This window comes from Lichenibacterium minor (genome assembly GCF_004137685.1).
GTDB classification, from domain to species: Bacteria; Pseudomonadota; Alphaproteobacteria; order Rhizobiales; family Beijerinckiaceae; genus Lichenihabitans; species Lichenihabitans minor.
In genome coordinates this window covers 44884-71763 of the sequence record NZ_QYBB01000016.1, presented here as the reverse complement: position 1 = coordinate 71763, position 26880 = coordinate 44884, and the positions used below count along the sequence as shown (strand labels likewise).

At 72.0% G+C, this 26880-nt stretch carries 28 protein-coding genes; 7 read left to right on the top strand and 21 right to left on the bottom strand.

What is annotated here, in order from left to right; genetic code table 11:
• Positions 1-102: 102 nt before the first annotated feature.
• From D3273_RS15045 to D3273_RS15025, 5 genes are all read right to left on the bottom strand, one after another.
• Complete coding sequence (locus tag D3273_RS15045; RefSeq protein ID WP_129227708.1) at positions 103-3225, bottom strand: efflux RND transporter permease subunit; 3123 nt, start codon at positions 3223-3225, stop codon at positions 103-105.
• Positions 3222-4517 carry an efflux RND transporter periplasmic adaptor subunit gene (locus D3273_RS15040; RefSeq protein WP_165359505.1) on the bottom strand — a complete coding sequence of 432 codons (1296 nt, stop codon included), beginning with the start codon at positions 4515-4517 and terminating at the stop codon, positions 3222-3224. Before D3273_RS15040 ends, D3273_RS15045 begins: the two co-directional genes overlap by 4 nt.
• Positions 4514-5140, bottom strand: coding sequence for a TetR/AcrR family transcriptional regulator (locus D3273_RS15035; protein ID WP_129227706.1), 627 nt, complete (start codon positions 5138-5140; stop codon positions 4514-4516). The genes D3273_RS15040 and D3273_RS15035 overlap by 4 nt, the downstream gene beginning before the upstream one ends.
• Positions 5141-5259: 119 nt before the next feature.
• Complete coding sequence (locus D3273_RS15030) at positions 5260-5625, bottom strand: hypothetical protein (protein WP_129227705.1); 366 nt, start codon at positions 5623-5625, stop codon at positions 5260-5262.
• A 159-nt stretch (positions 5626-5784) separates the two neighbouring features.
• Positions 5785-6438 (bottom strand): glutathione S-transferase family protein, encoded by a 654-nt coding sequence (locus tag D3273_RS15025; RefSeq protein WP_245501176.1) that lies wholly within the window; start codon positions 6436-6438, stop codon positions 5785-5787.
• A gap of 159 nt (positions 6439-6597) precedes the next feature.
• On the opposite strand from D3273_RS15025, the gene D3273_RS15020 reads away from it, so the two are divergent.
• Entirely contained in the window at positions 6598-7350 is a 753-nt protein-coding gene (locus D3273_RS15020; RefSeq protein WP_129227704.1) for a DUF599 domain-containing protein, read from the top strand.
• On the opposite strand, the gene D3273_RS15015 is transcribed toward D3273_RS15020, so the two are convergent.
• Complete coding sequence (locus tag D3273_RS15015) at positions 7305-8096, bottom strand: YdcF family protein (protein ID WP_129227703.1); 792 nt, start codon at positions 8094-8096, stop codon at positions 7305-7307. The genes D3273_RS15020 and D3273_RS15015 overlap by 46 nt on opposite strands.
• A gap of 80 nt (positions 8097-8176) precedes the next feature.
• Between D3273_RS15015 and D3273_RS15010 the strand changes: the two genes are divergently transcribed.
• A complete protein-coding gene (locus D3273_RS15010) occupies positions 8177-8572 on the top strand; it encodes a hypothetical protein (protein WP_129227702.1) in 396 nt (131 codons plus the stop codon).
• Between the two features lie 22 nt (positions 8573-8594).
• Here D3273_RS15010 and D3273_RS15005 read toward each other — a convergent pair whose 3' ends face one another.
• The gene (locus D3273_RS15005; protein WP_245501175.1) at positions 8595-9344 is read right to left on the bottom strand and encodes a glycoside hydrolase family 25 protein; all 750 of its coding nucleotides are present in this window, start codon (positions 9342-9344) and stop codon (positions 8595-8597) included.
• Positions 9345-9732: 388 nt separating this feature from the next.
• On the opposite strand from D3273_RS15005, the gene D3273_RS15000 reads away from it, so the two are divergent.
• From D3273_RS15000 to D3273_RS14990, 3 genes are all read left to right on the top strand, one after another.
• Entirely contained in the window at positions 9733-10554 is an 822-nt protein-coding gene (locus D3273_RS15000; protein ID WP_245501174.1) for a polysaccharide deacetylase family protein, read from the top strand.
• Between the two features lie 231 nt (positions 10555-10785).
• Complete coding sequence (locus D3273_RS14995; protein WP_129227699.1) at positions 10786-11208, top strand: TadE/TadG family type IV pilus assembly protein; 423 nt, start codon at positions 10786-10788, stop codon at positions 11206-11208.
• 3 nt (positions 11209-11211) lie between these two features.
• Positions 11212-12867, top strand: coding sequence for a TadG family pilus assembly protein (locus tag D3273_RS14990; RefSeq protein ID WP_129227698.1), 1656 nt, complete (start codon positions 11212-11214; stop codon positions 12865-12867).
• A gap of 48 nt (positions 12868-12915) precedes the next feature.
• Here the strand turns inward: D3273_RS14990 and glmM are convergent, their stop codons facing one another.
• A complete protein-coding gene (glmM, locus tag D3273_RS14985) occupies positions 12916-14274 on the bottom strand; it encodes a phosphoglucosamine mutase (protein WP_129227697.1) in 1359 nt (452 codons plus the stop codon).
• 207 nt (positions 14275-14481) lie between these two features.
• On the opposite strand from glmM, the gene D3273_RS14980 reads away from it, so the two are divergent.
• Positions 14482-14841 (top strand): DUF6460 domain-containing protein, encoded by a 360-nt coding sequence (locus tag D3273_RS14980; RefSeq protein WP_129227696.1) that lies wholly within the window; start codon positions 14482-14484, stop codon positions 14839-14841.
• A 31-nt stretch (positions 14842-14872) separates the two neighbouring features.
• On the opposite strand, the gene D3273_RS14975 is transcribed toward D3273_RS14980, so the two are convergent.
• Positions 14873-15217: a DUF952 domain-containing protein gene (locus D3273_RS14975; RefSeq protein WP_245501173.1), complete on the bottom strand. Its 345-nt coding sequence runs from the start codon at positions 15215-15217 to the stop codon at positions 14873-14875.
• A 70-nt stretch (positions 15218-15287) separates the two neighbouring features.
• Between D3273_RS14975 and D3273_RS14970 the strand changes: the two genes are divergently transcribed.
• Positions 15288-16496, top strand: a complete 1209-nt coding sequence (locus D3273_RS14970; RefSeq protein ID WP_129227694.1) for an adenylate/guanylate cyclase domain-containing protein — start codon at positions 15288-15290, stop codon at positions 16494-16496.
• Positions 16497-16518: 22 nt separating this feature from the next.
• On the opposite strand, the gene D3273_RS14965 is transcribed toward D3273_RS14970, so the two are convergent.
• From D3273_RS14965 to bchC, 12 genes are all read right to left on the bottom strand, one after another.
• Positions 16519-17271, bottom strand: coding sequence for a class I SAM-dependent methyltransferase (locus tag D3273_RS14965; RefSeq protein ID WP_129227693.1), 753 nt, complete (start codon positions 17269-17271; stop codon positions 16519-16521).
• A 3-nt stretch (positions 17272-17274) separates the two neighbouring features.
• A complete protein-coding gene (locus D3273_RS14960; RefSeq protein WP_129227692.1) occupies positions 17275-17682 on the bottom strand; it encodes a hypothetical protein in 408 nt (135 codons plus the stop codon).
• Complete coding sequence (gene pufC / locus D3273_RS14955) at positions 17679-19067, bottom strand: photosynthetic reaction center cytochrome PufC (RefSeq protein WP_129227691.1); 1389 nt, start codon at positions 19065-19067, stop codon at positions 17679-17681. The genes D3273_RS14960 and pufC overlap by 4 nt, the downstream gene beginning before the upstream one ends.
• A complete protein-coding gene (pufM, locus tag D3273_RS14950) occupies positions 19064-20047 on the bottom strand; it encodes a photosynthetic reaction center subunit M (RefSeq protein ID WP_129227690.1) in 984 nt (327 codons plus the stop codon). The genes pufC and pufM overlap by 4 nt, the downstream gene beginning before the upstream one ends.
• Positions 20048-20057: 10 nt before the next feature.
• On the bottom strand, positions 20058-20897 hold the full coding sequence (gene pufL / locus D3273_RS14945; RefSeq protein ID WP_129227689.1) for a photosynthetic reaction center subunit L: 840 nt from the start codon (positions 20895-20897) through the stop codon (positions 20058-20060).
• 142 nt (positions 20898-21039) lie between these two features.
• The gene (pufA, locus tag D3273_RS14940) at positions 21040-21261 is read right to left on the bottom strand and encodes a light-harvesting antenna LH1, alpha subunit (protein WP_129227688.1); all 222 of its coding nucleotides are present in this window, start codon (positions 21259-21261) and stop codon (positions 21040-21042) included.
• A gap of 10 nt (positions 21262-21271) precedes the next feature.
• Complete coding sequence (gene pufB, locus D3273_RS14935; RefSeq protein ID WP_129227687.1) at positions 21272-21508, bottom strand: light-harvesting antenna LH1, beta subunit; 237 nt, start codon at positions 21506-21508, stop codon at positions 21272-21274.
• A gap of 73 nt (positions 21509-21581) precedes the next feature.
• A complete protein-coding gene (locus tag D3273_RS14930; RefSeq protein ID WP_129227686.1) occupies positions 21582-21794 on the bottom strand; it encodes a hypothetical protein in 213 nt (70 codons plus the stop codon).
• Complete coding sequence (gene bchZ / locus D3273_RS14925) at positions 21791-23293, bottom strand: chlorophyllide a reductase subunit Z (protein ID WP_129227685.1); 1503 nt, start codon at positions 23291-23293, stop codon at positions 21791-21793. Before bchZ ends, D3273_RS14930 begins: the two co-directional genes overlap by 4 nt.
• Positions 23293-24786: a chlorophyllide a reductase subunit Y gene (gene bchY / locus D3273_RS14920; protein ID WP_245501184.1), complete on the bottom strand. Its 1494-nt coding sequence runs from the start codon at positions 24784-24786 to the stop codon at positions 23293-23295. The genes bchZ and bchY overlap by 1 nt, the downstream gene beginning before the upstream one ends.
• Before the next feature lie 109 nt (positions 24787-24895).
• Positions 24896-25897, bottom strand: a complete 1002-nt coding sequence (locus D3273_RS14915; protein WP_129227683.1) for a chlorophyllide a reductase iron protein subunit X — start codon at positions 25895-25897, stop codon at positions 24896-24898.
• Positions 25894-26826, bottom strand: a complete 933-nt coding sequence (gene bchC, locus D3273_RS14910; protein ID WP_129227682.1) for a chlorophyll synthesis pathway protein BchC — start codon at positions 26824-26826, stop codon at positions 25894-25896. Before bchC ends, D3273_RS14915 begins: the two co-directional genes overlap by 4 nt.
• Between the last annotated feature and the right edge of the window lie 54 nt (positions 26827-26880).

The following is a 26880-nucleotide window of genomic DNA, read 5'->3' as shown; positions in this document are numbered from 1 at the left end:
GATGTCGCGAAACCGCGGGCGGTCGATCCGGAACCCGGACAGCCACTGGCGCGGCGCCGCGACGCGCTTCGGCCGGGGCCGGAGCTGCGCGTGGACGGCCCCCTACTCCGCCGCCTGGGAATAATCGGGCCGCCCCACGATGCGGGTGTTCCCCGCGGCGGCGAGTTCCGGCTCGTCCTTGTCGCCGACGAAGCGCCCGAGCAGCCGCCCGAGCAGCCGCCCCGCATCGTCGAGCACGGTGAACACCGCCGGCACGAAGACCAGCGACAGCACGGTGGACACGATGAGCCCGCCGATCACCGCGATGGCCATGGGCGAGCGAAACTCGCCGCCGTCGCCGAAGGCGAAGGCCGAGGGCAGCATGCCGGCCACCATGGCGATGGTGGTCATCACGATGGGCCGGGCGCGCTTGCGGCCCGCCTCGACCAGGGCTTCGCGCCGCGGCGTGCCGCGCCGGATCTCCTCCACGGCGAAGTCGACCAGCATGATGGCGTTCTTTGTCACGATGCCCATCAGCATGAGGATGCCGATGACCACCGGCATGGAGATGGGCCGCCCCGTCACCAGCAGCGCCAGGATGGCGCCGCCGATCGACAGCGGCAGCGAGAACAGGATCGTGATGGGCTGGGTGAAGCTGCCGAACAGCAGGATCAGCACGCCGTAGACCATCATCAGCCCCGCCCCGATGGCGAGCGCGAAGCCCGAGAACACCTCGGCCATGATCTCGGCATCGCCGGACTGGCGGAAGCTCACGCCGTCGGGCAGGTGCTTCGCGGTGGGCAGCGCCATCACGGCCGCGATGCCCTCGCCGAGGGGGTGGTCGCCGGCGAGGTCTGCCTCCACGGTGACGCGGCGCGACCGGTCGTAGCGGCTGATCGCGGTGGGCCCCTGCCCGTTCTTGAAATCCGCCACCGCCGACAGCGGCACGCTGCCGGACAGCGTGGGCACGCGCAGGTTCCGGAGCACGTCGAGCTTCGAGCGCGCCGTCTGTTCGAGTTCGACCCGGATGGGGATCAGCCGGTCGCCGGCGTTGAACTTGGCGAGGTTGGCGTCGATGTCGCCGAGCGTGGCGACTCGGATGGTTTCCGACAGCGCTTCCGTGGACAGGCCGAGGTCGGCGGCGAGGCCGGGCTTCGGCACGATCTCAAGCTCAGGCCGGTCGAGGTCGGCGGTGGACCGCGGGTCCACGAGGATCGGCACGGTCCGCATCTCGCTGGCGAGCTGGTTCGCCGTGTCGTCGATGAGCCGCGTGTCGGTCCCCGCCAGCGTGAGTTGCAGGTCGCGCTGCCCGTTGTCCTTCAGAAACCAGAAGCGGATGTCGGGCACCCGCCCCATGTCGCGGCTGATCTCCGCCTGGATGGCCTTCTGGGTGAGGGCGCGGCGGCTCTTGTGGACGAGGTTGATGACGAGCGTCGCTTTGCGGACCTCGGCCGAGTCGCCCAGCACCTGGCCGCCGTAGACCAGGACCGATTTTATCTCGGGGATGGCGCGCAACGTGTCGGTGATGCCCCGCGTCACGGCCTCGGTGTCGTCGAGGCGCGAACCCGGCGGCAGCTCGACGGCCAGCAGCGACCGCCCCGTGTCCTCGGCCGGCAGCAGGCCGGAGGGCAGCAGCTGCGTCGACCACAGCGACAGCACGAAGAGCACGAGCCCGGCTGTCACCGTGATCCAGCGGTGGTCGACAGACCAGCGCACGAGCGCCGTGTAGGCGCGCAGGACAGGTCCCTCGTCCGCCCCCCCGTCGCCGTGCGGTTTCAGGAAGTAGGCCGCGACGACCGGCGTGACGAGGCGGGCGACGATCAGCGAGAAAAAGACCGCGATGGCGACGGTGAGGCCGAACTGCTTGAAGTACTGGCCCGGGATGCCGCCCATGAAGGACACGGGCGCGAACACGGCCACGATGGTCATCGAGATGGCGATGACGGCGAGGCCGATCTCGTCGGCGGCTTCGAGCGACGCGCGGTAGGCGGACTTGCCCATCCGCATGTGGCGGACGATGTTCTCGATCTCCACGATGGCGTCGTCGACCAGGATGCCCGTCACCAGCGTGATGGCGAGCAGGCTCACGGCGTTGAGCGAGAAGCCCAGCATTCCCATGATCCAGAAGGTCGGGATGGCGGACAGCGGCAGCGCGATGCCGGCCACGATCGTGGCGCGCACGTCGCGCAGGAACACCAGCACGACCAGGATCGCCAGCACGGCGCCTTCGACGAGCGTTTCCATCGCGGAATGGTAGTTGCCGACCGTGTAGTCGACCTGATTGTCGACCCGCGCGATGGCGTAGGACGGGTGGGCCGCCTCGAGCGCCTTCAGCTTCGCCGCCACCTTGTCGGCCACCTCGGCATCGCTGGCGCCCTTGGCGCGGGTCACCCCGAAGGCCACCACCGGGCGCCCGTCGAGGGACGCGAAGGTGCGGGGCTCGGCGGACGCGTCCGACACGGCCCCGAGTTCGTCGAGGCGCGCGTGCCGGCCGCCGCCGAGCACGATCGGCAGGGCGGCGAGGTCCGCCACCGCGCGGGTGCCCGCCAGCGTGCGGATGGCCTGCTCCTGGCCGGCAATCTCGCCGCGGCCGCCCGCGAGGTCGACGTTGGTGGCGCGGAGCTGCGCCGACACGGACGCCGCCGTGACGCCGAGGGCGAGCAGCTTGCGGGGGTCGAGCGCCACGCGGATCTCGCGGTCGACGCCGCCCGAACGCGTCACCTGGCCCACGCCGTGGATGGACTGGAGTTCGCGCGCCACCGTGTCGTCGACGTACCAGGAGATCTGCTCGGTCGAGCGATCGTGCGACGACACAGCGTAGGTGACGATGGGCAGCCCCTCGACGTCGAAGCGCTGGACGATCGGCTCGTCGATGGTGCGCGGCAGCTGCACGCGGATCTTGGCGAGCTGGTCCTTCACGTCGTTGAGGGCGCGGTCGACGTTGGTGCCGATGTCGAATTGGATCGTGGTGACGGAAGAGCCGTCCGACACCGCCGACAGGATGTGCCAGATGCCGGGCACGCCCGCGACGGCATCCTCGACCTTCCGGGTCACCTGAGTTTCAAGCTCGGCCGGCGCCGCCCCCGACTGGGTGATGGCGATCTGCACGATCGGGATATCGATGTTGGGCAGGCGGGTGACGGGCAGCGAGCGGAACGCCACCAGCCCCAGGATCACCAGCACCGCGAAGGCGACCAGCGCCGGCACGGGCCGGCGGATCGACATGGCCGAGATTGGCAGGCTCATCGGCTGGCCTCCCGGTCGGGCGCGGCGACCCCGCCCAGCATGGGCCGGACGAGGTCGCCGGACCGCAGGAAGGCCGAAGCGCGGGCCACCACGAGGTCGCCGGGCGTCAGGCCCTGGCGGATCTCGACGTCGTCGCCGTCGGCCAGGCCGCGCACGACGGCTCGGCTTTCGACGCGGTCGCGCGCCGCGACGGTTTCGACGGACCAGCCGCCGTCCTGCCCCGACAAGGCCGAAGCCGGCACCGCGACGCCGTCGCGCCGGCCGATCTCCACCACCGCCGTCGCGAAGGCGCCGATCCGCGCCACCGCGTCGGCGCCCAGCGCGATGCGGACGTGGCCGAGCCGGCTCGCGCGGTCGATCTCGCTCGACACGAGGCGGACGCGCCCGGGGATCGGGTTCGGGTCGCCCGACACCGTGACCGTGGCCACCATGCCGAGGCGGACGCGGGCGAGGCCGTCCTCCGGCACCTCGGCGTCGAGGTCGACGGCGCCGTCCCGGGTGACGCGGAACAGGGCGTCGCCGCCGCTCGCCGACAGGGCGCCGAGGCGGGCCGAGCGGCGGGTGACGACCCCGGCGACCGGGGCGCGCACCTCCGTGCGGGCGATGCGAACGTCGAGTTCGCGGCGCTGCGCCTGCTGGGCGCGCTTGTCCGCCACCGCCACCGCCAGCGCCGAACGGGCGCCGGCGAGCTGGGCCGTGGACGAGCGGGCCGCGGAAGCACGGCTGTCGAGCGCCGACTGCGACATCACACCGGATTCGAGCCGCGTGGCGCGGGAATAATCGGCCTGGGCCTGGGCGTTCGTGGCCTCGAACTGAGCGATGGCGTTCTGCGCCTGCGCCACGGATGCGTCGGCGCGCGCCAGCGCGGCGTCGCTTTCCGCGGTCAGGGCGTCGAGCTGGCTGCGGTCGAGCCGGGCCAGCACCTGGCCTTCGGCGACGCGGTCGCCGTCGTCGGCGAGAAGTTCGGTGATGCGCAGCCCGTCGAGCTGCGGGCCCACCATGGCCTCCTCGCGCGCCACCAGGGTGCCCGACACGTAGAGCCGGTCGCGGAACTCGCGGGCGGACGCGCGCACCACGCTGACGGCGGGCGGCAGCGGGGTCGCGGGTGCCGACGCCTCGGTGCGGGCGGCCGGGCCACCGCCGGGCAGCCACCGCTCCGCCGGCGCGGACAGGCCGGCGCGGTCGAGACCGGCCCGGAGCGCCGGGCGCGACGCCGGCACGAAGGTGCCGAGCGCCGCGGCACCTCCCGCCAGGAGCGCGACGGCCAGGACGAGGCGGACGAGGAGCTTCACGCGGCGGCCTCCGCACCCAGGGCGGCGCGGGGCCGGACGGCCCCCGCGAAGAGCGCGTGGTAGACGCCAAGCGCCAGCGCCACCTCGGCTTCGCCGTCGAAACGGGCGTCGGTGGCGTGACGCTTGAACAGCCCGGCCGTGACGGTGAATATGACCCGCACGGCGAAGTCCGGCGCGATGCCGGCCGCGCGGCAGGGCCCCTCGACCAGGGCGGCGAGGCGCGCCTGGACGTCGTCCTCGATCGTGCGGCAGATGCGGGCGACGTCGGGATTGCGGCCCGACTCGGCCCAGATCTCCAGGGCGAGCTGGCTGCAGCTCTTCGGCGCTTCTACGAGGTGCTTGCGCAGCAGCACGCCCATCGCCGCCAAGGGGTCCTCCGAAACGTCGAGCGTCGCGAAGTCCTCGGCCAGCGCGGCCTGGTCGCGCTCGGCCAGGCCCGACACCAGAGCCTCCTTCGAGGAGAAGTAGCGGTACAGGTTGCCGGCGCTCATGCGCGCTTCCGCCGCCACGATCTGCATGGTGGCGCCGCGGAAGCCGTGGCGCGCGAAGGCGCGCTCCGCCGCTTCCAGGATGCGGGTGCGGGGCGCATCCTCAGCTTCAACGGCGAGTGCCGTGATCGACATGGGTCAGCCTCGAGAATGAACGTTCATTCCCGGATAGACTCCGATCGCGACGGGATCAAGGCGCCGCGGCGCCGCGCCGAAGGGTTGCGGCGATCCGGCCCCGGCACGGCGCCGCGCCGTCACGGCACGGCCGGGGCGATCGTGGCCCCTTGTCCAGTGTCGCGCTGGGCGGCGGCGATAAAGGTTTGGTCCGCATGGCGCCGGACGACAAAGCCGTCGGCACGAGCCGGCACCCCTCTTTTCGGCGAGAAGGCGGCGCCGCATCCCGAAGCCGGCAGGGCCGTCGCTGACCGCCGCCCTTCCCCGGCTGCCGCCCGTCCCCGGCTGAAGTCTGCGAGCGCCGGCGCGATCGGCGAGAACAGGATGCGACCGTCCGCCGGGCCTTCGATGATGTCCGCGCGATCCATGCAGACGCGCTTCGCGTCGTTCTCCTGGGCCCGCACCGGCGCCGCCGCGGTCCCGCCATCGTGCGGCGCGACCGCCATGGTGGCAGGACGCCGCAGGCCCAGAAAGGAAGCGCGCGCCCTCGCCATGGGAGGGCTGCGAGCGGGCCCGCGACGGGCCGGGACGCTGCCCCGCGGTCCATGCTCTCGGCTGCGCCGGCAGGGCGGGAGCGGCAATCGTCCCGCATCGGGGCGAAGCCCTCAGATGTCGTCGTACCCGGTGTGGTGCCAAGGTTCGGCCTCGGCGCCGGCGATCCAGGCCCGCCAGGACGGCAGCGCCATGACGGCGTCCATGTAGGCGCGCGACGCCGGCGACATCGGGATCGCATAGGCGTGGAAGCGGTTGACCACTGGGGCATACATGGCGTCGGCGGCCGAGAAGGCGCCGAACAGGAAGGGGCCGTGGTTCCCGAACCGCGCCCGGGCGTCGGCCCAGATCGCCTCGATGCGCACGACGTCGGCGCGGACCCCCTCGTCGATGGCGATCGCCTTCGGCGTGCGGCGGAAGTTCGTCGGGCAGGTCTGCCGCAGCTTCATGAAGCCGGCGTGCATCTCGGACGAGATCGCCCGGGCCAGCGCCCGCGCGGCGCGGTCCCGCGGCCAGATGGCGAGGTCCGGGTAGCCTTCAGCGAGATATTCCACGATAGCCAGCGACTCCGGCACCACGACGGCGCCGTCGTGCAGCGCCGGCATCTTGCCGTTGGGGCTCACCGCCAGCATCTCGGCCCGGGTTTCGGGCCGGTACATCGGGATCACGGTCTCGTCGAAGGGGATGCCGAACTCGGTCAGCAGCAGCCAGGGCCGCAGCGACCAGGACGAATAGGCCTTGTTGGCGATGAAGAGGCGGGGCGTCACGGGGCGGATCTCCGAAGGCGGTACGGGCCGCATCGGACGACGCCGGGCCGGATGGGACAAGCGAAGATCCGTGATGGGATCGATGCGCGGCGATGATGGGTGGCGCGCGGCGCTCCCGCGCCCCTATAAGCCCCCCACCTCCCCGAAGCGGAAGCCGCCATGCTGCTGTCCCCCCTCGACTACGCGGCCGTGGCCTTCTTCCTGTTCGGCTGGTTCGCCTACCACCTCCTCGTCGAGCGCTCGCCCTTCGGCCGGCTGGCGTTGAACAACCGCATGAACGAGTACCGCCTGCGCTGGATGCTGGAGATGCAGGCGCGCGACGCCCGCATCGTCGATGCCGCGCTGATGGCGACGCTGCAAAGCGGCACGTCCTTCTTCGCCTCGACGTCGCTGCTGGCGCTCGGCGGCTCGCTGACGCTGCTGCGCGGCGCCGACGACGCCCTGCGCATTCTCAACGACTTCCCGCTCGGCACGGTGGCGAGCCGCACGCTGTGGGACCTGAAGGTCGTGGGGCTGGTGGTGATCTTCGGCTACGCCTTCTTCAAGTTCGCCTGGTCGTACCGGCTGTTCAACTACGCCTCGATCCTCATCGGCGCGACGCCGGCCGCGAAGTCCGGCCGGCCGGACCAGCGCCGGCTGACGGCGCTGCGGGCCGCCGAGATGAACATCGTGGCCGGGCGCCACTTCAACCGGGGCCAGCGCGCCTTCTTCTTCGCCCTCGCCTATCTCGGATGGTTCGTCGGCCCGATCGTGCTGATGGGAACCACGGCCGTGGTGGTCTTCGCCATCCTGGTGCGGCAGTTCTCGTCGGACGCGCTGCGCGCCGTGTCGCTGGAACTGCCGCCCGAGGACCAGGTGCCCGAGCCTCAGGGCCCCGGGACGAGGTCGGCGATTCTGCCCGAGGCCCGATAGGCCAGCAGCCCGATCCATTCCCGCGCCGCCACGTCGAGCCGCCCGAGGCCGGCGCTGATCTCGGCGGTGGGGGCGAAGTCGTGGGCCGTGCCGGTGCTGCGGTAGTCGACCGGAAACGGCAGGACGTCGAAGCCCGCGGCGCGGAACAGGCCGACCGAGCGCGGCATGTGGTAGGCCGACGTGACGAGGATCCAGCGCTGCCCCGGCTTCGGGTGGACGAGGTCTCGGGTGAAGCGGGCGTTCTCCTCCGTGTTGCGCGATGCGTCCTCGATCAGCACGCGGGCGGGGTCGACGCCGAGGTCCACCCACAGCCGCTTGGCGTCCGCGGCCTCGCCGCCGACCTCGGACAGCAGCGCGTTCGACCCGCCCGTGTAGACCAGGACGGCGCCCGGGAAGCGCCGCGCCAGGGCGGCGCCCGCGGTGAGGCGCGTCGCCGCGTCCCGCAGCGTGACCTGGCCGCGGGCGGCGCCGGTCACCTGGTCGATGGGGCCGCCGAGCACCACGATGCCGGCGGGCGCCGTGCCGTCGAGCGAGGGCTGCGGGAACCGGTCCTCCAGCGGGCGCAGCATCAGCCGCCCCACGGGTAGCACCCCACAGCCTACGAGCGCCAGCACGGCGGCGAAGGCGACGCGCGGCGCCCAGCGCCGCCCCGCGAGCGCGCCCGCCGCGCCGAGCACCGCCAGGCCGAGCAGGAGATTGGTGGGCGCCGCCGCGATCCACAGCACCTTGGACAGGACGAAGAACATGGACGACGCTCGCCTGGAGATGATGGGACCGATCGGGGCGGCGGGCGTTGGCGCGGTCGTGGTCGAGCGAGGGCGGTGCGATGGGCGGGCGATGGATCGAGATCGGAATGGCCGTCGTGCTGGTCGGGGCGCCGCTCGCGGCCCGGGCCGACGACCCACCCGCCCCGGCGAGCACCCCCGCCCTGGCGGGCGCCGCCGCTTGGGCCCGCGTGGTCGGCAACACCGTGACGGGCACCACGCCCGACGGCCCCTATTCGGAGCTATTCGCCCCCGACGGGACCCTCACCATCGTGGACAACGACGGCAAGGCGGACGGCCGCTGGGCGCTGAAGGGCGACAAGATCTGCACCCGGGTGGACGACGAGGAGGAGGAATGCCGCGCCGTCGAGGCCCAGGGCGCCGACGGCGCCTTCGTGGACGAGGGCGGCACCCGCTACCCCTTCACGATCCTTCCCGGGAATCCGAAGGGCCTGTGACCCCGCTCCCGATCGGGCGCCGTCACAGCGGCAGGTCGATGCCCTGCAGGAAGTCGGCGAACTGGTCGGGCGAGCCGAAAAAGGCGTTGCGGTCGACCTTGCCGCGGATGCCCGCCACATGGGCGTCAGACTGGTACTGCCAGAAGTGCCACTTGCGGCCGGGATAGCGGACGTTGGGGTGGTACTTGGTGGAGCGCACCCAGATGGGGAAGTCGTTGAGGGCGCCGCCCGCCAGGATGCCGGCGTAGAAGTCGACGGTGGCGTAGATGACCGGCTTGCGCCCGTAGAAGCGCTCCATCTCCTGCAGCATGGTGCGGATCTCGCGCACGGTCTGCTCCCGGTACAGGGTCCGTTTGCAGGTGGGCGAGGTTGGGGTGAGTTCCACGTCGAGCACGGGGGGCAGCATGCCGGGCTCGTTCGGCACGTTCTGCTCGAACCAGCGCATCTGCTCCATGGGGGAGCGGCACCAGTAGACGAAATGATAGGCGCCGCGCGCCACGCCGGCTTCCCGCGCGCCGTTCCAGTTCTGGTGGAACCGGCTGTCGAGGTCGGCCCCGCCCTCGGTCGCCTTGATCCAGGCGAACTGCACGCCGGAGTCCCGCACCGAGCCCCAGTCGATGGTGCCCTGGTACTTCGACACGTCGATGCCGTGCACCGCGAAGGCGTCGGGCAACGGGCCGCCGAAGCTCGTGGTGGGGGGCAACGGCGCCCCGGAACAGCCCGCCAGGGACAAGGCCGCCAGAACGATGCCGAAAGCACGCTTGAGGTTCATGGAGGGACCGCAACTCGCTTCGTCGAGACGGCTCGCGCGGTTCCCGGCCGTGCGGAGCCGCCTGGCCCACCAGGAAGCGCGCGAGCGGGATCGCAGGAGCATCATGGTCCCGCACGGACCCATGGGAGCCGGGCGGGTGATAATCCGAAGTTAGATCGATCCCCGTAATGCCTCCTTAACGGGGCGGCAAGCGGGCGGGGCGTGTCATAGGAATGCCACGCGGCCTCGGCAAACCGCGCCCATGGTTACCCGATCCCGAACCGTCCTGGCCGCCCTGGTCCTCCTCGGCAGCGTCGGGGACGCGGCAGCGGCCGAGCCCCCGTCCGCCCAGGGGCCGGCCCAAAGCTGTCACAATCCGGACGCACTCGGTGTATCCCGAACGATCGAGGTGGGGGGAGCACCGGAACTCGGGCTCAAGACCTATCCGCGCACGCTCGACCTGCGCGACCACGAGGTGGTGCTGACCTTCGACGACGGCCCCTGGGGCCCCACCACGCCCGACGTGCTGGCGGCGCTCGCCGCCCAATGCGTCAAGGCGACGTTCTTCCTCATCGGCCGCAACGCCCAGGCCCATCCGGAACTGGTGAGGCGCGAGGTGGCCGAAGGCCACACCGTGGGGCACCACACCTTCGACCACCCTGGGGTCACGCTGCGCAACATGAGCGCCGAGGCGGGGATCGAGGACATCGAGCACGGCATGAGGGTCGACGACCGCGCGGCGGGTGACGAGCCCTGGACGGGGACGCCGCGCGTGCCCTTCTTCCGCTATCCCGGCTTCGGGGACTCGCCCGGTTCGCTCGCCTGGCTCAAGGCGCGCGGCGTCGCGGTCTTCGGCGCCGACCTGTGGGCGTCCGACTGGATCCCCATGACGCCGGACGCGGAGCTGGACCTCCTGATGGGGCGGCTGCGCGGCGCGGGGCGCGGCATCATCCTGCTGCACGACATCAAGCGGCAGACCGCCGACATGCTGCCCCGCTTCCTGTCCGCCTTGAAGGCGGAGGGTTTCCACGTCGTCCGCATCGTGCCCGGGGGCACCGCCACGCCGACGCGCGACGCCCCGGCGGGTTGGAGCTCGGAAACGGACCGCACCCTGGCGCATCTGTGGCCCAAGGCGCGGGCCGAAATCCGGGCCGAAGCGCGGCCGGTGGCGCCCAGGGCGGCGGCGCCCGCCGGCGACGCCGCCGCGGGCCTGAAGCCCAGCGTGGAGTGAGGCCCGCTGCCCGAGCTTGAACGGCGTGCCATCGCGGCGGCGCTTCGCGGCCGGCGGCCCGTCCGGCGGTTCCGCCCTTTTTCCACGCGCGGCGAAGCCCTTGTGCCAACGGCGGCGCTCGCCCGCCGCATCGGCGACCGCACAAGTCCGTTCAAGTCGAAACGGATGATTATGTAGTATAATTGTGTTAACCCGCATCGTCGATACTCGGATCACTCCGAGGGTTGCTCGATGCCACACCATATCCCGCGATGGATCCTGGATCGCCGCGGCGCCACGGCGGTCGAGTTCGCCCTGGTGATGCCGATCCTGGTCATGCTGCTGTTCGGCATCGTGGCCTTCGGCGCCGTCATCGGCGTCGACAACGGGATCCAGCAGCTCGTCGCCGAAGCGGCGCGCGCATCCGTGGCCGGCCTTTCCGACCCGGAGCGGGCGCAGCTCGCGCAGGCCTTCGTGTCGGCCAATGCCGCGAGCTACCCGTTCATCGACCCGACCAGGATCGCGCTGTCGACGAGCGACCCGACCGCCACCTCGTTCCAGGTGACGGTGAGGTACGACATGTCCGGCCTCTTCGCCTACCGCATGCTGTCCGGCCTGCCGCTGCCCAGCCCCGCGGTGGCCCGCTCGGCCGTGGTGCAGCGCGGGGGGTTCTGAGCCGTGGCGCCCCTGCCCCGCCGCTTCCGGCGCGACCGGTCCGGCTCCGTCGCCGTCACGGCCGTGATGGCGCTGGGCGTCACCTTCGGCATGGCGGCCATCACGATCGACGCGAGCCGCTTCTACCTCGTGAAGCGTCGGCAGCAGGGGATCACCGACCTCGCCGCCGTGGCGGCGGCGGCCAACATCGCCGACGCACCGGCCGCCGCCGCCGCCAGCCTCGCCGCCAACAGCGTGCCGGCCGCCACCCTCGCGTCAGTGGAACTCGGCACCTATGCGGCCGACCCCGCCGTGGCGGCGCCACAGCGGTTCACCGTCGGCGGCACCGCGCCCAATGCCGCGCGGGTGACGCTGCGGAGTGCGCCGACGGCGGTGTTCGGCGCGCTGCTGGGGACCGCCGTCGCCACGGTCGGGACGCGCTCGACCGCTGTCAACGCCAACGTGGCGAGTTTCGCGCTGGGCTCCACCCTGGCCCGCGTCGACGCCGGGCTCGCCAACGCCGTGCTGGGCGGGCTGACCCGATCGACGCTGAGCCTGTCGGCCGCCGACTATGCCAGCCTGGCCGCCGCCCGTGTCGACCTGTTCGGGGTCGCCAACGCGCTGGCGGCGCGGGTCGGCGCCACGGGGACCTACGCTTCGCTGGCGGGCGCGACCGTGAGGGTCGCCGACGTGATCGGCGCCGCGGCGGACGCGCTGACGGCGGACGGCACGTCGCCCTCCGCGGTCGTGGCGCTGCGGGCGGTCGCCACCGCCGTCGGGTCGTCGGGGCCGAGCCTCGCCTTCGGCAGCCTCGTGGCCTTCGGCGCTTTCGGCACCCTCGCCGTGGGATCCCCGGCGCCGGCCGCGGCGGCGCTTCCGCTCCTGCCCCTCGTCGCCGCAGCGGCACGGCTCGGCGGCGGCACGGCGGAAGTGTCCGCCAACCTCGGGGGGAGCGGCACGGCCATCGTGGCCGCCACGGTCAAGGTCGCCATCGGCGGCCCCACGGCAGGGTCGAGCTACGCCGCCATCGGCCCCGTCGGCACCACGCTTCACACGGCGCGGACGCGGGTGCTCCTCACGCTGCAGCTCGCGCAGTTCGGCGCCGTGTCGGGGTTGAACCTGCCCCTCTACGTCGAGGTCGCGCCGGCCACCGCGGCGTTGTCGGCGATCGGCTGCTCGGCAGGCGCCCCGGTCGACCCCGCCGCGACGCTGAGCGTGACGCCGGGCGCCGTCGACGCCTGGATCGGCAACGTGTCCGACGCGATGCTGGTCGACATGACGGTCGCCCCCAGCCCGAGCGCCGCCTTGCTCACCAACCTGGTCGTCGTGTCCGTGTGGGGGCGGGCCCACGCCACAGTGTCGAACACGGGCGCCACGGCGGTGCCCTTCGCGCGGGCCGACGTCGCGGCCGGCACGGCGAAGACCACGTCCACGACGGATGTCACGTCGTCGCTGCTGTCCAGGCTGTTCGGCGACCTCCAGCTCGGCGGGAGCGTGCTCGGCGCCAACGTGACGCTCCCGGCCGGCACCGCCGCCGCGATCGGCGCGCTGCTGCAAGCCGACCTCCAGCCGATCGACGCCGAACTGTCGAACATCCTGGCGGCGCTCGGCCTGACGATCGGCGACGCCACCACCTGGGTGCGCGCGACGCGCTGCGGCCAGGGCGTCGTGGTGAACTGACCCCGCGCCGCGGGCCGACCCGACGGGGACCGGAGGCGGGCTCTCGCCTTATTCCGCCGCCATCGCGGCCGAATGGGCCGACAGCGCCGCGCAAACGTCGTCGACGACGGTTTCGACCAGGAGCCGGTCGTCGCCCTCCCCCATGACGCGGATCACCGGCTCGGTGCCGGACGGGCGGATCAGCAGGCGGCCGTCGCCGCCGAGGCGCTCGCGGGCCCCGTCGATGGCGCGGATGACGTCTTCCTGTGCCAGCGTCCGCCGGTCCACGAAGCGGACATTCTTCAGCACCTGCGGCAGCGGTTCGAAGCGGTGGCACACCTCGGACACGGAACGGTCCCGCCGCTTCACCACGGCCAGGACCTGCAGGGCCGCCACGAGCCCGTCCCCCGTCGTGGAATGGTCGGACAAGATGATGTGGCCGGACTGCTCGCCGCCGACGTTGAAGCCGTGCTCGCGCATGTGCTCCAGCACGTAGCGGTCGCCCACCGCGGTGCGGACCATGGACAGGCCCAGGCCCTCGATGTAGCGCTCGAGGCCGAGGTTGGACATCACGGTCGTGACGAGGCCGGGCTTGCTGAGCCGCCCGTCCTCCAACCAGCTCTGGGCGATGACGGCCATGAGCTGGTCGCCGTCGACGATGTCGCCCTTCTCGTCCACGATCAGCAGGCGGTCGGCGTCGCCGTCGAGCGCGATGCCGACGTCGGCCCGCATCTCGCGCACCTTGGCGACCAGCGCTTCCGGCGAGGTCGAGCCGACGTTGTTGTTGATGTTGAAGCCGTCCGGCGACACGCCGATGGAGAACACCTCGGCGCCGAGCTCCCACAGCGCTTCGGGCGCCACCTTGTAGGCGGCGCCGTTGGCGCAATCGAGCACGATGCGCAGCCCTTCGAGCGACAGGTGGCGCGGCAGCGTGCGTTTGGCGAACTCGATGTAGCGGGCCTGGGCGCTGTCGACGCGGGTGGCGCGCCCGAGCGCCGGGGACTTCGACAGGCGGCGGCCGAGGTCCTCGTCGAGCAGGGTCTCGATCTCGCGCTCGACCTCGTCCGAAAGCTTGTAGCCGTCCGGTCCGAACAGCTTGATGCCGTTGTCCTCATAGGCGTTGTGGGACGCCGAGATCATCACGCCGATGTCGGCCCGCATGGAGCGCGTCAGCATGGCGATGGCGGGCGTCGGCATGGGGCCGAGCAGCATCACGTCCATGCCCACCGATGTGAAGCCCGCCACCATGGCGTTCTCGATCATGTAGCCCGACAGGCGCGTGTCCTTGCCGATCACCACGCGGTGGCGATGGCTGCCGCGCTGGAACAGGAGACCCGTCGCCTGGCCGACCTTCATGGCGAGGTCGGGCGTGATGACGCCGTTGGCCCTGCCACGGATGCCGTCCGTCCCGAAATACCTGCGACCCATGAGGCTCCCCAGCGATGACTGCCGCGCCGTCCCCGGCGCGAGCACGCTTAATGGGCGCAACCTTCGGCAGCAAGGGTTGACATGGGGTGAAGCGGCAAGGCTTCGCTCCGCAGATCCGGGCCCACCGCCGCCCTTGTGCCGCCGCCCGCGGCCGCTCACATGCGGGCTGCCGCCGGGGTCGTCCCGGCCCGCCCCGGAGCTTTCCCGATGCCCGACAGCGTCGCCACCCGTTTCATCGGCGGCTCGCCGCTCGCGGTGCTTATCCGCCTCGTCGCCGTGTCGCTGATCGTCGGCGCCCTGATGTCCTGGCTCGGCATCGACGCGCTCGACCTGTTGGACGACCTCCAGCGCGCGGTCGGCCACCTTTACGGGTCGGGCTTCGCGGCGCTTCGCGGCCTGGGCGGCACGGTGGCAGCAGGCGCCGCCGTGGTGCTGCCGGTGTGGCTCGTGCTCCGCGTCCTGAGCTGGCGCGGGCCGCAGCCGCGCCTGGCGCCCGACGACGCCCGCCGCGACGCGCGCCCCGAAGCGCCCTCGCGCTGGTCGAACCCCGAGCGCGCCCGCGACTGAAAGCGGGCCCGACCGGGCCGCGCCGCGATCCTCACATCCCGTCCGGGAAAGCGTGCGCCCCGTCGGCGCCGAGCGGCAGGGGCGCGACGCTCCGCACGGCGGCGAGCGGCAGCGGGCCATAAAGGTGAGGGAACAATGCGCCGCCGCGCGACGGCTCCCAGCGCAGCGCGGCGCCGAGCGCGGCGGCGTCGACGGCGACGAGCAGCAGGTCGCCCTGCCCGGCGAAATGCTTCGCCGCGGTTTCACGCGCCTGGGCGGCCGTCGAGAAGTGGATGAAGCCGTCGGCCGCGTCGACCGGGGCGCCGCGGAACTCCCCCAGGGTTTCGGCCTCGCGCCACAGCGAGGATGGTGCGATCTTGTAGACGAGGTCGGTCACGGGCGGGCTCGCGGCGAGGGTTGCGGCATCCGCCCTCCTACGACGGACCCCGGTCGAAAGGCGAGGCGGCATGCGGGACGAGGACATCGCGGCGATCTCGACCTGGCTCGTGGGCCAGGGCCTCGCGGGGACGTCGGAAGCGGAACTCGTCGCGGGCTTCTGTTCGCGCTGCGCCGCGGCGGGGCTGGCGCTGTCGCGCGGGCTGGCGCTGGTCGACACGCTCCATCCCGTCTACGAGGGCCGCGCCTTTCACTGGCAGGACGATCTCGGCGGCACCGTCGAAAGCGTCTACGGCCGGACCGACACCGGCGAAGCCGCCGAAGATTGGCGGCGCAGCGCCTGGCACCACATCGTCGAAACCGGCTGCGGCGAGCTCCGGCGGCATTTCGGGCGCGGCGACCCTTGCGACTTCCACCGCCTCGTCGGGCTGCGCGACGAGGGGCACCACGACTTCTTCGCTCTCGTGACCCCGTATTCGGACGAGGACGCGTTCGGCCTCATGGATTGCGTGTACTCGCAATGGCTGACGCGGATGCCGGACGGCTTCTCCGACGCCCACATCGCGGCGCTGCGCCGCCTCGTGCCCGTGCTGGCGCTGGCCTTGAAGGGACCGTCGCTGGCCCGCATCGCCCGCACGCTCGTCGAGGTCTACCTCGGGCGCGACGCGGGCGAGCGGGTGCTGAGCGGGCGCATCTCGCGCGGGGTCGCCGACGAGATCGACGCCGTGCTGTGGTTCTCGGACCTGCGCGGCTACACCACCATCTCCGACACCGCGGCCCCGGGCGAGATCATCCCGCTGCTGAACGACTATGCCGAGGCCGCGATCTCGGCGGTCGACGCCGCGGGCGGGGACGTGCTGAAGCTCATCGGCGACGGCATCCTGGCGATCTTCAAGGCCGACGACCCGGCCGAAGCCTGCCGATGCGCCCTGGCGGCGGAGGCCGACCTGCGCGCCCGGCTCGCGGCGCTGAACGCGCGACGCGCCGCGGCGGGGCGGCCCGTCACCACCTTGTCCCTCGGGCTGCACATCGGGGCGGTGTTCTACGGCAACATCGGCGCCGAAAGCCGACTCGACTTCACCGTGGTGGGGCCGGCGGTGAACGAGGTGAGCCGCATCGCCGCGATGTGCCGCTCGGCCGACCGCGGCGTGCTGCTGTCCTCGGCCTTCCACGACGCCGCGCCCGGGGACGCGCGGGCGCATATCGTGTCGGTTGGCCGCTACGCGCTGCGCGGCGTCGGCCGCGCGCAGGAACTGTTCACGCTCGACGAGACCGCGTGAGCCGGGGCGCACCCCGGGTCGTTCAGGCGAGGTCCGCCCGCGAACAACGCGTGACGTAGGGCATCGGGACGAAGCCGCCCCCGTCGAAGCCCGGCTCACGGGCAATCAGCGCGCGGACGTCGTCGAGCACGGGCGCCTTCTCGGCATCCGGCAGGACAATGAAATAGCTGCGCGACGCGACGAGGTCGAGCAGCTCCGCCGCATCGATCGGCTGGGACCAGCGCATGTCGCGTCGCTCGACCGGGCCGAAAGGGAGCCCGACCCGGGGGGCGCGGCTGCCGTCCTCCATGGAGCCGAGCCGCGCCAGGAGGGCGCCGAGCTTTCGCGTCCAGCCTTCGCTCTCGTCGCGGTGGTTCCACAGCAGGCCAAGCCGGCCGCCGGGCTTCAGCACGCGGGCGACCTCCGGGACGGCGACGGCCGGGTCGACCCAGTGCCACGCCTGCGCGACCAGCGCGACGTCGACCGAGCCGGACGGCAGGGGGATCGCTTCGGCGGTGCCGCGCAGGGCCGTCACCCCGGGCACGGCCAGGCGGAGCCGGTCCAGCATCGCTTCGGACGGGTCCACGGCGACGACGTCGAGGCCGCGCGCCGCCACCTGGCGCGTGAGCTTGCCGGTGCCGGCGCCGAGGTCGAGCACGCGGCGCGCGCCGGGCGGCAGCAGCCAGTCGAGCGCCGCCTCCGGATAGGAGGGACGCCCGCGCTCGTAGGCGTCGGCCGCCGCGTCGAACGAGGCCGCGTGCCGCGACAGCAGATCCCGGCCGGACGTATCGGGCATCGTTCAGCCGCCCGATTTCGCCGGGGGGGCCGCGGCGTCCGGGTCGGCGGAATTCGCCGGCACGGGGCCGCACAGGCGGTACCAGGCGCGATCGTGGATGAACTCGCGCCCGACCACGCGGAAGTCGAAGATCCGCTTGTCGCTGGTGCCGGCCGGATTGGAACACAGTTCCGACTGCAGGTGGTCGGCGGCGATGATGGGGAACGAGCACACGAGGTGGTCGATCTCGACCCGGTCGCGGGCGACGTCGACCACGATGCGCGCGTCGCCCGGCCCGCAATAGGTGCCGGCCTGGAGCGGGATCGGCTGGGCGGCCGCCGCCGCGCCGGCGAAGCCGAATCCCAGAACGGCGGCGAGCAGGCCGGGGAAGCGCGAGCCGCCCCGCGCCGCGTCGAGGGTCCGGGTGCTCATGGCGCCTTCCCGGTGCTGGGGTCGATCGGCTTCATCGGCGGCTTGCCGTCGTCCGGCGTCGCATCCCTGTCGACGGGAGGCTGGACCACTGGGCCCGGCGTCCCCTCGGTCGAGGTCGACACGGGGGCGCCGATCCTGGCCGGCGTCACGCCGGTCTGCTCGCCCGTGGGCGTCACCACGGCCGGGCCGACCTGCACGCCCTTGACGGTGGGCACCGCACCCGACGCCACCGGCGCGGGCGCCGGCCAGGCGGGGATCGACACCTCCACCACCTTGGCGGTCGGGTCGTAGGCCGGGCCGATGACCTCCGTCGGCCGCATGATGTCGCGCAATCCCTGGTCCGGGCCGGCGGACACGCCCTTCGGCGCCAGGATGCCGTAGTGCTCGATGACGTTGTAGCCGCCGAGCGGCTTCTGGTGCTGCAGGTGGCAGGTGTAACAGTCGACCTTGCCGATATCGCCGACCTGCCCGAGCATGTTTCGAGGGAACAGGTTGGTGGCCGGGATCAGGAAGTTCTTGTTGATGTCCTGAGTCATGTACTGGCCCCACAGACCGTCCATCCGGTAGGGGGTCGATTCGTGCCAGCTTTGCAGCGCGCGGGACGCGTGGCACAGGTCGCAGTTGGCGTCGAGCGCCTGCGACCATTGCATCATCATCACGTAGAGGCTTTCGGCCGTCTGTTCCGCCGCGACGCCGCTGCCGCGCTCGCCCACCATGGCGGCGTTGGAGGCGAGGTTGGCGTCCTCGTCGTCCACGAGCCATTGCTGGTTGCCGGCCGTGGGGAAGAAGTCGCGGATCATGCGCGCGTTGGTCTGCCAGTCGCGCGGCTTGCCCAGGATGCCGGAATGCTCGGGCGTGGGCTGCTTGTACCAGACGCGCGGCGGCACGTTCTCGCCGCGGTGGCAGGTGTAGCAGACGACGCCGGACGGGGCGACGTGATTGCCCCAATCCGTGTTGATCTTCATCGTCATCTGGATCATGCGGCGCGCCACCTTGTCGGTGTACATGGCGTCGTCGGCGTAGTTCACGGCGCCGTCGGCGCCGGGCTTCAGGTTGTGGCAGAAGCCGCAGCCCTGCTTGGGCGCCACCCATTGGGTGATGGCGACCATCAGCCGGTCGAACTCCGCGGCGGGGACGTCCCCCAACACCTGGACGTTCCTGTACACGTCCTTGGCCAGCGGGCCGCCGGCGGGCGCGGCGGGCAGCGCGGCGGGGATCACGTTGTAGGGGATCACGCGCCGCGGGTCCTTCAGGGCCACGAGCTCCTGGCCGGCGGGGCCGAAGTTCTCGGCCACCAGCGGGGGCCGGTCCCATTCGGGGAACAGGACCAGGAAAGCCCCGACCGCGAGAGCACCGCCGACCGCGACATACGGCAGATATCTCATTGGACACCGTCCTTGAAGGCGCTGGGCGGCAGCTGGTAGGCGGGATAGGCGGCGGGATACTGGCGGGCGATGCCGTGCTTGACGCCCCACAGGTACCAGTTGTCGACGACGGTGCCGGTGAGCAGCACGCCGATGCCGCCGCACAGGGTGGTCAGGATGGCGAACCACCAGGCCCAGCGGTGGATCGATTCGTAGGTGGCGTTGAACCCCATGGTCCAGCGCCAGAACAGGCCGGCGCGCTCGGCCGCGGTGCCGCGGTCGACGATCTCCTCCGCTTCCCGCTCGCCGCCGAAGCGCGCCACCGCCAGGATGGTGGAGCCGTGCATGGCGAACAACATGGTCGAGCCGTACAGGAACACGATCGAAAGCATGTGGAACGGGTTGTAGTACCAGTTGCCGTAGAGCACCGAGATCGTGGCGGTCCAGTTCAGGTGCGTGATGATGCCAAAGGGCGGCGCTTCGCCGAAGTTGCCGAGGATCATCGGCCGGATGTAGCCCAGCGACAGGTACAGGAAGATCGCGGACGCGAAGGCGTAGGACACATGCATGCCCATGCCGAGCGCCCGGGCGCGCCGGAAGCTGCGCAGCCACCAGAGCAGGATCGAGGCCGTGAGGCAGAACCCCGCGATGAACCACCAGCCCCCGTCCTGGAGGGGCACGATGGGCGAGCGGCCGTATTTGGCCGCCGGCGGGTCGAGCGTCAGGAAGGGCAGCAGGCGAACGAACTGGATCGGGTCCCAGTTGACCTGGGCGAACATGTTGAGCCCGATCACCTCGATGGCGGTGATGCCGAGCACGATGGAGATCAGCCCTTCCCACCCGAGGTAGAAGGGCCCGACCTGCGGGTCGCCGATGGCGCCGAGCCAATAGGAGAAGAACTTGGAGCCGACGCGGCCCTCGGTCGGGCGCACGGGCGACACGCCGGGGTCGAAGGGGCCGCGCACCTGCACCTTGGTGTAGATGGTCTCGAAGTTGGCCATGGCGCGGTCCTCAAAAGCCGGCGGCGTTGCGGATGTTGAGGCTCAGGAACCAGTTGTACCAGAACGGCCAACCCTCGGTCCAAAACGGCCCGCTCAGGATGATGCAGATGGCGCTCCAGAAGCCGGCGCTGAGCGCGAAGAAGGCGCCGAGGCGATGCAGGCCGTAGGCGCCCACCGAATAATAGATGTAGTCGCGGAAATACGCGTTCTCGTGTTCGGTGGCCTTCACGGGTTCGCCCTTCTGCGCCGGATTGACGGTCGACAGGATCAGGCCGGCGTGGAGGCCGAGGAACATCGTGGTCGTGAAGAAGAACGTCACGGCCAGCATGTGGGCCGGGTTGTAGTGGAAGTGCAGGAACTGGTAGCCGACGTTCGACACCCAATCGAGATGGCTGGTGATGCCGTAGGGGAAGCCGAAACCCCAGGCGCCGAGCAGGATCGGGCGGATCACCACCAGCGACACGTAGGCGAAGACCGCGGTCGAGAAGGCGATGGGCGTGTGCCAGCCGATGGCGAGCTTGCGGCAGATCTCGATCTCGCGCAGCACCCAGGACACGAAGGCGCCCAGCGCGCAGATGGTGACGAGCTGCCACAGCCCGCCTTCGCGCAGCGGCGCGAAGCCGAGCCCGTATTTCAGCGGCGGCGGGTCGACGGTGATCTGGAAGGGTTCCCAGGACGGGCCGATCGCGGCCGTCCAGAAGATCAGCAGCGTGCCGAGCAGGGAAAAGAAGATCGTCGTGACGCCGAAGAACCCGACGTAGAACGGGCCGACCCAGAAGTCGAACAGGTCGCCGCCGATCAGCGTCCCGCCGGCGATGCGGTATTTCCGCTCGAATGACAACAGGGCCATGGGGCTCAGCCTTTGATCGCGATCGGGCGCGCGAAGGGTTCTGGACGCCGCGCTGCGGGCGCGGAAGGGAGTGCGGAGGCCGCGCGGGCGCGGCCTGCCGCCGTCGCGTGGGGAGCCGCGCCGGGGCGCGGCTCCGGATGCGTCACTTGGTGGCGCCGGCCGGGGCCGTGTTGGTCGTCGTCGTCGGCACGGCGGGCGGGGCCGTCATCTTGGTGCCGATGATCGACGGCGCCGGGCCGTCGATCCAGTTGTACCGGCTCGTCGAGAGCAGGATGAAGTGGATCAGCAGCGCCAGCACCAGCAGGAAGGTGAAGAGGCCGATCAGCGCGCGGCGGGGATCGAAGAGAAGCCAGACCTGATACATCGCGCTTTCCTCAGCCCAGCATCGACAGGAGGGGGCGAACGGCGTCGATCATCGACGTGTTCACCGGCGCGCCGCCCTGCGCCCAGGGGCGCCACATCCACACGAGCACGTGGGCGATGACGGCGATCAGCGTGAACACCAGGAAGCTGGTGAGGAAGAACTTGTTGAACTCGGCGGCTTCGGGCCGGGTCAGGCCGGACAGGGAAATCCTGTCGCGGTCGACATAGTCGACGGGTTGTTCGGGCATCGTCCTGGAGTCCTCATCGTTCGGGGAAACGGTGCCGCGTCCGAAGGTCAGCGCGCAGCGGGTCGCGGCGGGTTCAGCCCATGAAGGCAAACGGGATCACGGCGGCGGCGCGGGTCCGCACGGCGGCGATGAAGGAGGCGGGGCGGACGGGATCGGCCGGCAGCAGCCCGACCCGGCGCAGCGCCACGCCGGCGACGAAGAGGGGGTAGGTCAGGCCGAGGAGCACGCGGTAGTCGCGGTGGGCGGAGGAGCGGGACGCGGCGATGTTGGACGTGATGGCGCTCATGACACGGTCTCCGGTTCGCGGTGGTGGAGGGGCGCGGCGCGACCGCCGGCCCGCAGCAGGTGGTCGAGGCCGACGCGGGGGGAGTTCCCGCGCCTGGCTTCGCGTTCGGCCGCGTCGCGCAGGCGCTTGGCGGCGGAGATGCGGACGATGACGGGCTGCGCCTCGACCGTGTGGTCGAGGCCCGCGCGGGCGTCGTCGTCCCAGGGAAGCTCGGCGCGAACCGTTTCCGCATCGCGCCCGCCCGCGGGCCGCGCCGCCGGAGTCGCCTCGACGGCGTCCATCTGCCCGGCCAGCGGGATGATGTGGAACAGCGCGTCGAACAGGGCGTTGCACACCTCCTGCACGAGGTAGGTGGCGCCCGAATAGCCCATGTAGGGCGTGCCCGTGTGGCGGCGGATCGCCGTGCCGGGGAAGGACGCCGGGATGAACATCGCCCGCCCGCCGCCTTCCGCGAGATACATGCGCTCGTTGACCGAGCCGAACACCACCAGCGGCGGCGCGGCGGTCAGCGCCGCCTTGATGGCGGCGTTGTCGGTTTTCGCGCCGGCGCGGCGCGGCACCGCCAGGGTGCAGGGCAGGCCCATGTCGCCTTCGAGGAAGGCGCGGATGCCGCGGGTGTAGGTTTCGTTGGCCACGACGGCGAAGGACGCGGTGGTGAAGAAATCCTGCGTCACCGAGCGCCACAGGTCCCACAGCGGCTTGATGGTGGTGTGCTTTTCCCGGGCGATGAAGGGCTCGGGGTCGAGGCCCAGCACGCCCCCGAGCGCGCGAAGGAAGGCCGTGGTGGCGTGAAGCCCGATCGGCGCCTGCAGGTAGGGGCGGTCCAGCGCCTCGCAGAGGCCGCGGCCGAACTCGCGGTACAGGCACACGTTGGCGTCGGCATCCGCGAGGAACGGCACGTCGTCGAGCGTCGAGCCCAGCGGGAAGCTGAGGTTGACCTCGGCGCCGATGCCCTCGATCAGGCGCCGCACCTCGGCGAGATCGGATGGCATGTTGAACATGCCGTAGCTCGGGCCGACGATGTTGACCCGGGGCTTGGCGCCGTCCGGGCGCGGCGGCCTGTCGGTCGACCCCTTCTTCGGGCCGAACTCGCGCCACAGCCACACCAGCGAGCGGTCCGCCGCCTGCCACTGGTCCTCGTCGATGGTGCGGGGCAGGAACCGCCTGAGCTTCGTCCCCTCCGGCGTGACGCCGCCGCCGATCATCTCGGCGATGGAGCCCGTCACCACCACGGCGGGGCGCTTCGGGTCGAGCACCGCCGCGGCGCGCTTCATGGCGCCCTCGGTGCCGGTCTGGCCGAGGTTCTCCTCGGCGAGGCCCGTCACGACGATCGGCAGCTCGTGGGGCGGCAGGCCGTCCGAATAATGGAGCACCGAGGTGACGGGCAGGTTCTCGCAGCCGACGGGGCCGTCGATGACCACCTGCAGCCCCTTCACGGCGCAGAAGCAGTAGACGGCGCCCCAATATCCGCCCGCGCGGTCGTGGTCGAGGACGAGCATCAGGCGGCCCCCCGCTCGATCTTGCCCGCCACCGCCTTCACGGCGACGCGCGGCGGCGCCGAGCGGCGCGGCCGCGGCGCTTCGGGCCAGATGCCCGCGGACGCCCCCTCCCCCACGCCCTCGAAGAAGCTCCTCATGGCGTCGAAGCGCGGCTTCGACGCCAGCGCGGCGTTGACCACGGCGGCCAGCGAGCCCGGGCCGGCCGGGCCCATCAGGGGGCGGGCCGAGATGAGGTTGGTGAAATACAGCGCCGGGGTGCCGGCGCTCTTCGCGTGCTGCACCACCGGCGTGGTCCCGATGGCGAGGTCGGGCTTGAACTCGCGGAAGGCCGCGAGGTCGTGCTCCAGCGACGCGCGGTAGCGCACCAGCACGCCGCGGGCTTCGAGCCAGTCGCGGTCGGCGTCCGATTGCGCTGTGCGCGGGCACGCGGTGCCGACGTAGCGCAGGTCCGCGCCGCATTCGACGAGCAGCCGCGCCACGATCAGCTCCGATCCCTCGTAGCCGCTGAGGGTGATGCGCCCGGAGATGCGCGACGCCGCGAGCGCGCCGCGGATCGCGGGCAGCACCGCGTCGCGCGCCTTGGCGATGTCGGCCGCCGACGCGCCGGCCGCGTCGCCGACCGCGCCGAGCCATGCCGCCGTGCCGTCGTGGCCCACCGGGGCCGAGCCCACGATGGGCCGCCCGGCCGCCGCGAACTCGCGCATCGACGCCGTGTAGAAGGGGTGGATGGCGGCCGCGACGGCGCAGTCGAGCGCGGCGTAAAGCTCGCGCCATTCGCGCGTCGGCACCGTCGGCCCGGCGGCGAGGCCCATCGGCTCCAGCATGCGGCCGATCACGACGGGGTCGGCCGGGAACACTTCGCCGAGCAGCGCCACGGTGGGGCGCCGGTCGGCGGGATCTTGGCGGCCGGCGCGCGGCGCCTGCACGGGGCCGGCCTCGGCTTCGCGGCGCGCATAGGCCAGCATGGCGCCGGCGAGCACGTCCTTGGCTTCGGCGTGGGTCGGGACGCCGAAGCCCGGCACATCGATGCCGATGATGCGGACGCCGTCGATCTCGGGCGGCAGCAGGCGCAGCGGCACGCCCGACGCGGTGGGGACGCACAGGTTCGTCACCACGATCGTGTCGTAGAGGGCGGGGTCCGCCATGGCGAAGACCGCTTCGCGGATGTCCTCGAACAGCTTGCCGGTGACGAGGGATTCCGAGTTGAACGGCACGTAGCCGACCGAGCGCCGCGCGCCGTAGAAGTGCGACGTGAAGGTCAGGCCGTAGACGCAGCAGGCCGAGCCCGACAGGATGGTGGCGGTGCGGCGCATGCGCAGCCCGACCCGCAGGCTCCCGAAGGCCGGGCACATGCTCTGCGGCTGGTCGTGCGGGCCGAGCGGGTAGTCGGCGGCGAGCCGGTCCATCACGTCCGAGGACCCGGCCGCCGCCGCGGCCCGGCGCATCTCGTCCCGGCCCGCGTGGCAGGAGGAGGTTTCCGTTTCGGGGGCCATCCCCGCACGATCTTGGCCGATGTCCTGCACGAAGCCGTCCGAAGCGTCGCGCAGCGTCGCGTCGCGGTCCGGAAAGTCGTCGCCGATGCGGTCCGTCATCGGGGCGGCCTCAGGCGGCGTCGTAGACGATTTCGAGCGACGGGCGCTCGACGTGGGCGACGCCCCGCATGTCCGCCATGGTGGCGGGGACCAGGGCCACGTCGCGGCCGACCGTGTCGCCGTCGAACAGGCCCAGGAGCCCGTCCTGCGACAGGGGCCTCGGCTGCACCGGCGGGGCCGAGCCGACGGCCTCCGACAGCGCTTCGAACAGCGGAGCCCAGCGCCCGCCGGGGCGGCCGACGATTTCGTAGTTGGCGCTCTTCTTGCGGATGTCCTCGTCGGCCGGGATGGCGGCCAGCACCGGGATGCCGGCGGCCTCGGCGAAGGCCTGGGCTTCGCCGGTGCCGTCGTCCTTGTTAATCACGAGGCCCGCCACCCCGACGTTGCCGCCGAGCTTGCGGAAATACTCGACCGCCGAGCACACGTTGTTGGCGACGTAGAGCGACTGGAGGTCGTTGGAGCCGACCACGATGACCTTCTGGCACATGTCGCGGGCGATCGGCAGGCCGAAGCCGCCGCACACCACGTCGCCGAGGAAGTCAAGCAGGACGTAGTCGAAGCCCCAGTCGTGGAAGCCGAGCTTCTCCAGAAGCTCGAAGCCGTGGATGATGCCGCGCCCCCCGCAGCCGCGCCCGACCTCCGGGCCGCCGAGTTCCATGGCGAAGACGCCGTCGCGCACGAAGCACACGTCGCCGATGGCGACCTCCTCGCCGGCGAGCTTCTTCGCCGAGGACGTCTGGATGATGGTCGGGCAGGCCTTGCCGCCGAACAGGAGCGAGGTCGTGTCGCTCTTGGGGTCGCAGCCGATCAGCAGCACGCGCTTGCCGTTCTGCGCCATCGAGTAGCTGAGGTTGGCGAGCGTGAAGCTCTTGCCGATGCCGCCCTTGCCGTAGATGGCGATGATCTGGGTTTCCTTCTTCACCGGGCCCGTCGCGACGGCGTCGGGCTCGATGGCGGCTTCGGCGCGCAGGTCGGAGAACTGGCCGGGCGCCGCGAGGCTGAGGTCGTTCATCGCATGTCGCTCCAGTCGAGGATCATCTTGAGGCAGAGGGCATCGCCGAAGGCCGTACGGCAGGCCGCGTCGGCGGCCGCGGCGGGCTCGCGATGCGTGACGAGGCCGTCGAGCGACAGGCGCCCGGCCGCGATGTGGTCGAGCACGGCCGCCATGTCGGCGGGCTTCCATTCGGCGGCGACGCGGAACCGCGCTTCGCGCATGAAGGCCGGCGGGAACGCGAAGGACACCCGGTCCTTGTAGAAGCCCGCCAGGACGACCTCGCCGCCCGGCGCCAGCCGTTGCACGAGCCCGTCGACCAGGGACGCGTCGCCGCTGGCGTCGTAGGCGCTGCGGTAGTGGCGGCGATCGTCGTCGGCGGCGTCGATCGCCGGGTAGCCGGCGGCGCCGGCCCGGCGGCCGGGCTCGCGCTCCCACACGGTCGGCGCCGGGGCCCCTGCCGCCAGCGTCAGCCGGGCCAGGAGGCGGCCGAGCACGCCGTGGCCGACGATGAGGTCGGGCGGGGTGCCGCCCGCGATGGCGTGCTGGGCGGTGGCGGCGAGGGCCAGCAGCGTCGCCGCCGCGGCGGGAAGCTCGCCGACCGGCACGGCGCGGCGCGCCGGCACCACCAGCCGGGCCGCCGAAGCGCCGAAGAGCCCGCGGGCATCCCGGTAGCAGGATGCGCCCGGCACGAAGACGCGGGTGCCGACGGCGAGCGTTTCGTCGTGGGACGCGACCACGCGCCCGCAGGCCTCGTAGCCGGGCACCAGCGGGTAGCCCAGGCCGGGAAAGGGCGGCATCTCGCCCGACCAGAGCAGGCGCTCCGTGCCGGTCGACACCCCCGAAACCTCGACGTCGACGACGACGTCGCCCGCCGCGGGGGGGATCAGCGCGAGGGAAGCAACCCTGAGGGCGCCGGGGCGCTCGAGGAGCACTGCATCGGTCCGCATCCGCCCCTCCCGTCCGTTCCCGCCCCGACTGAGCCGAAGCTGTATAGGAGATTG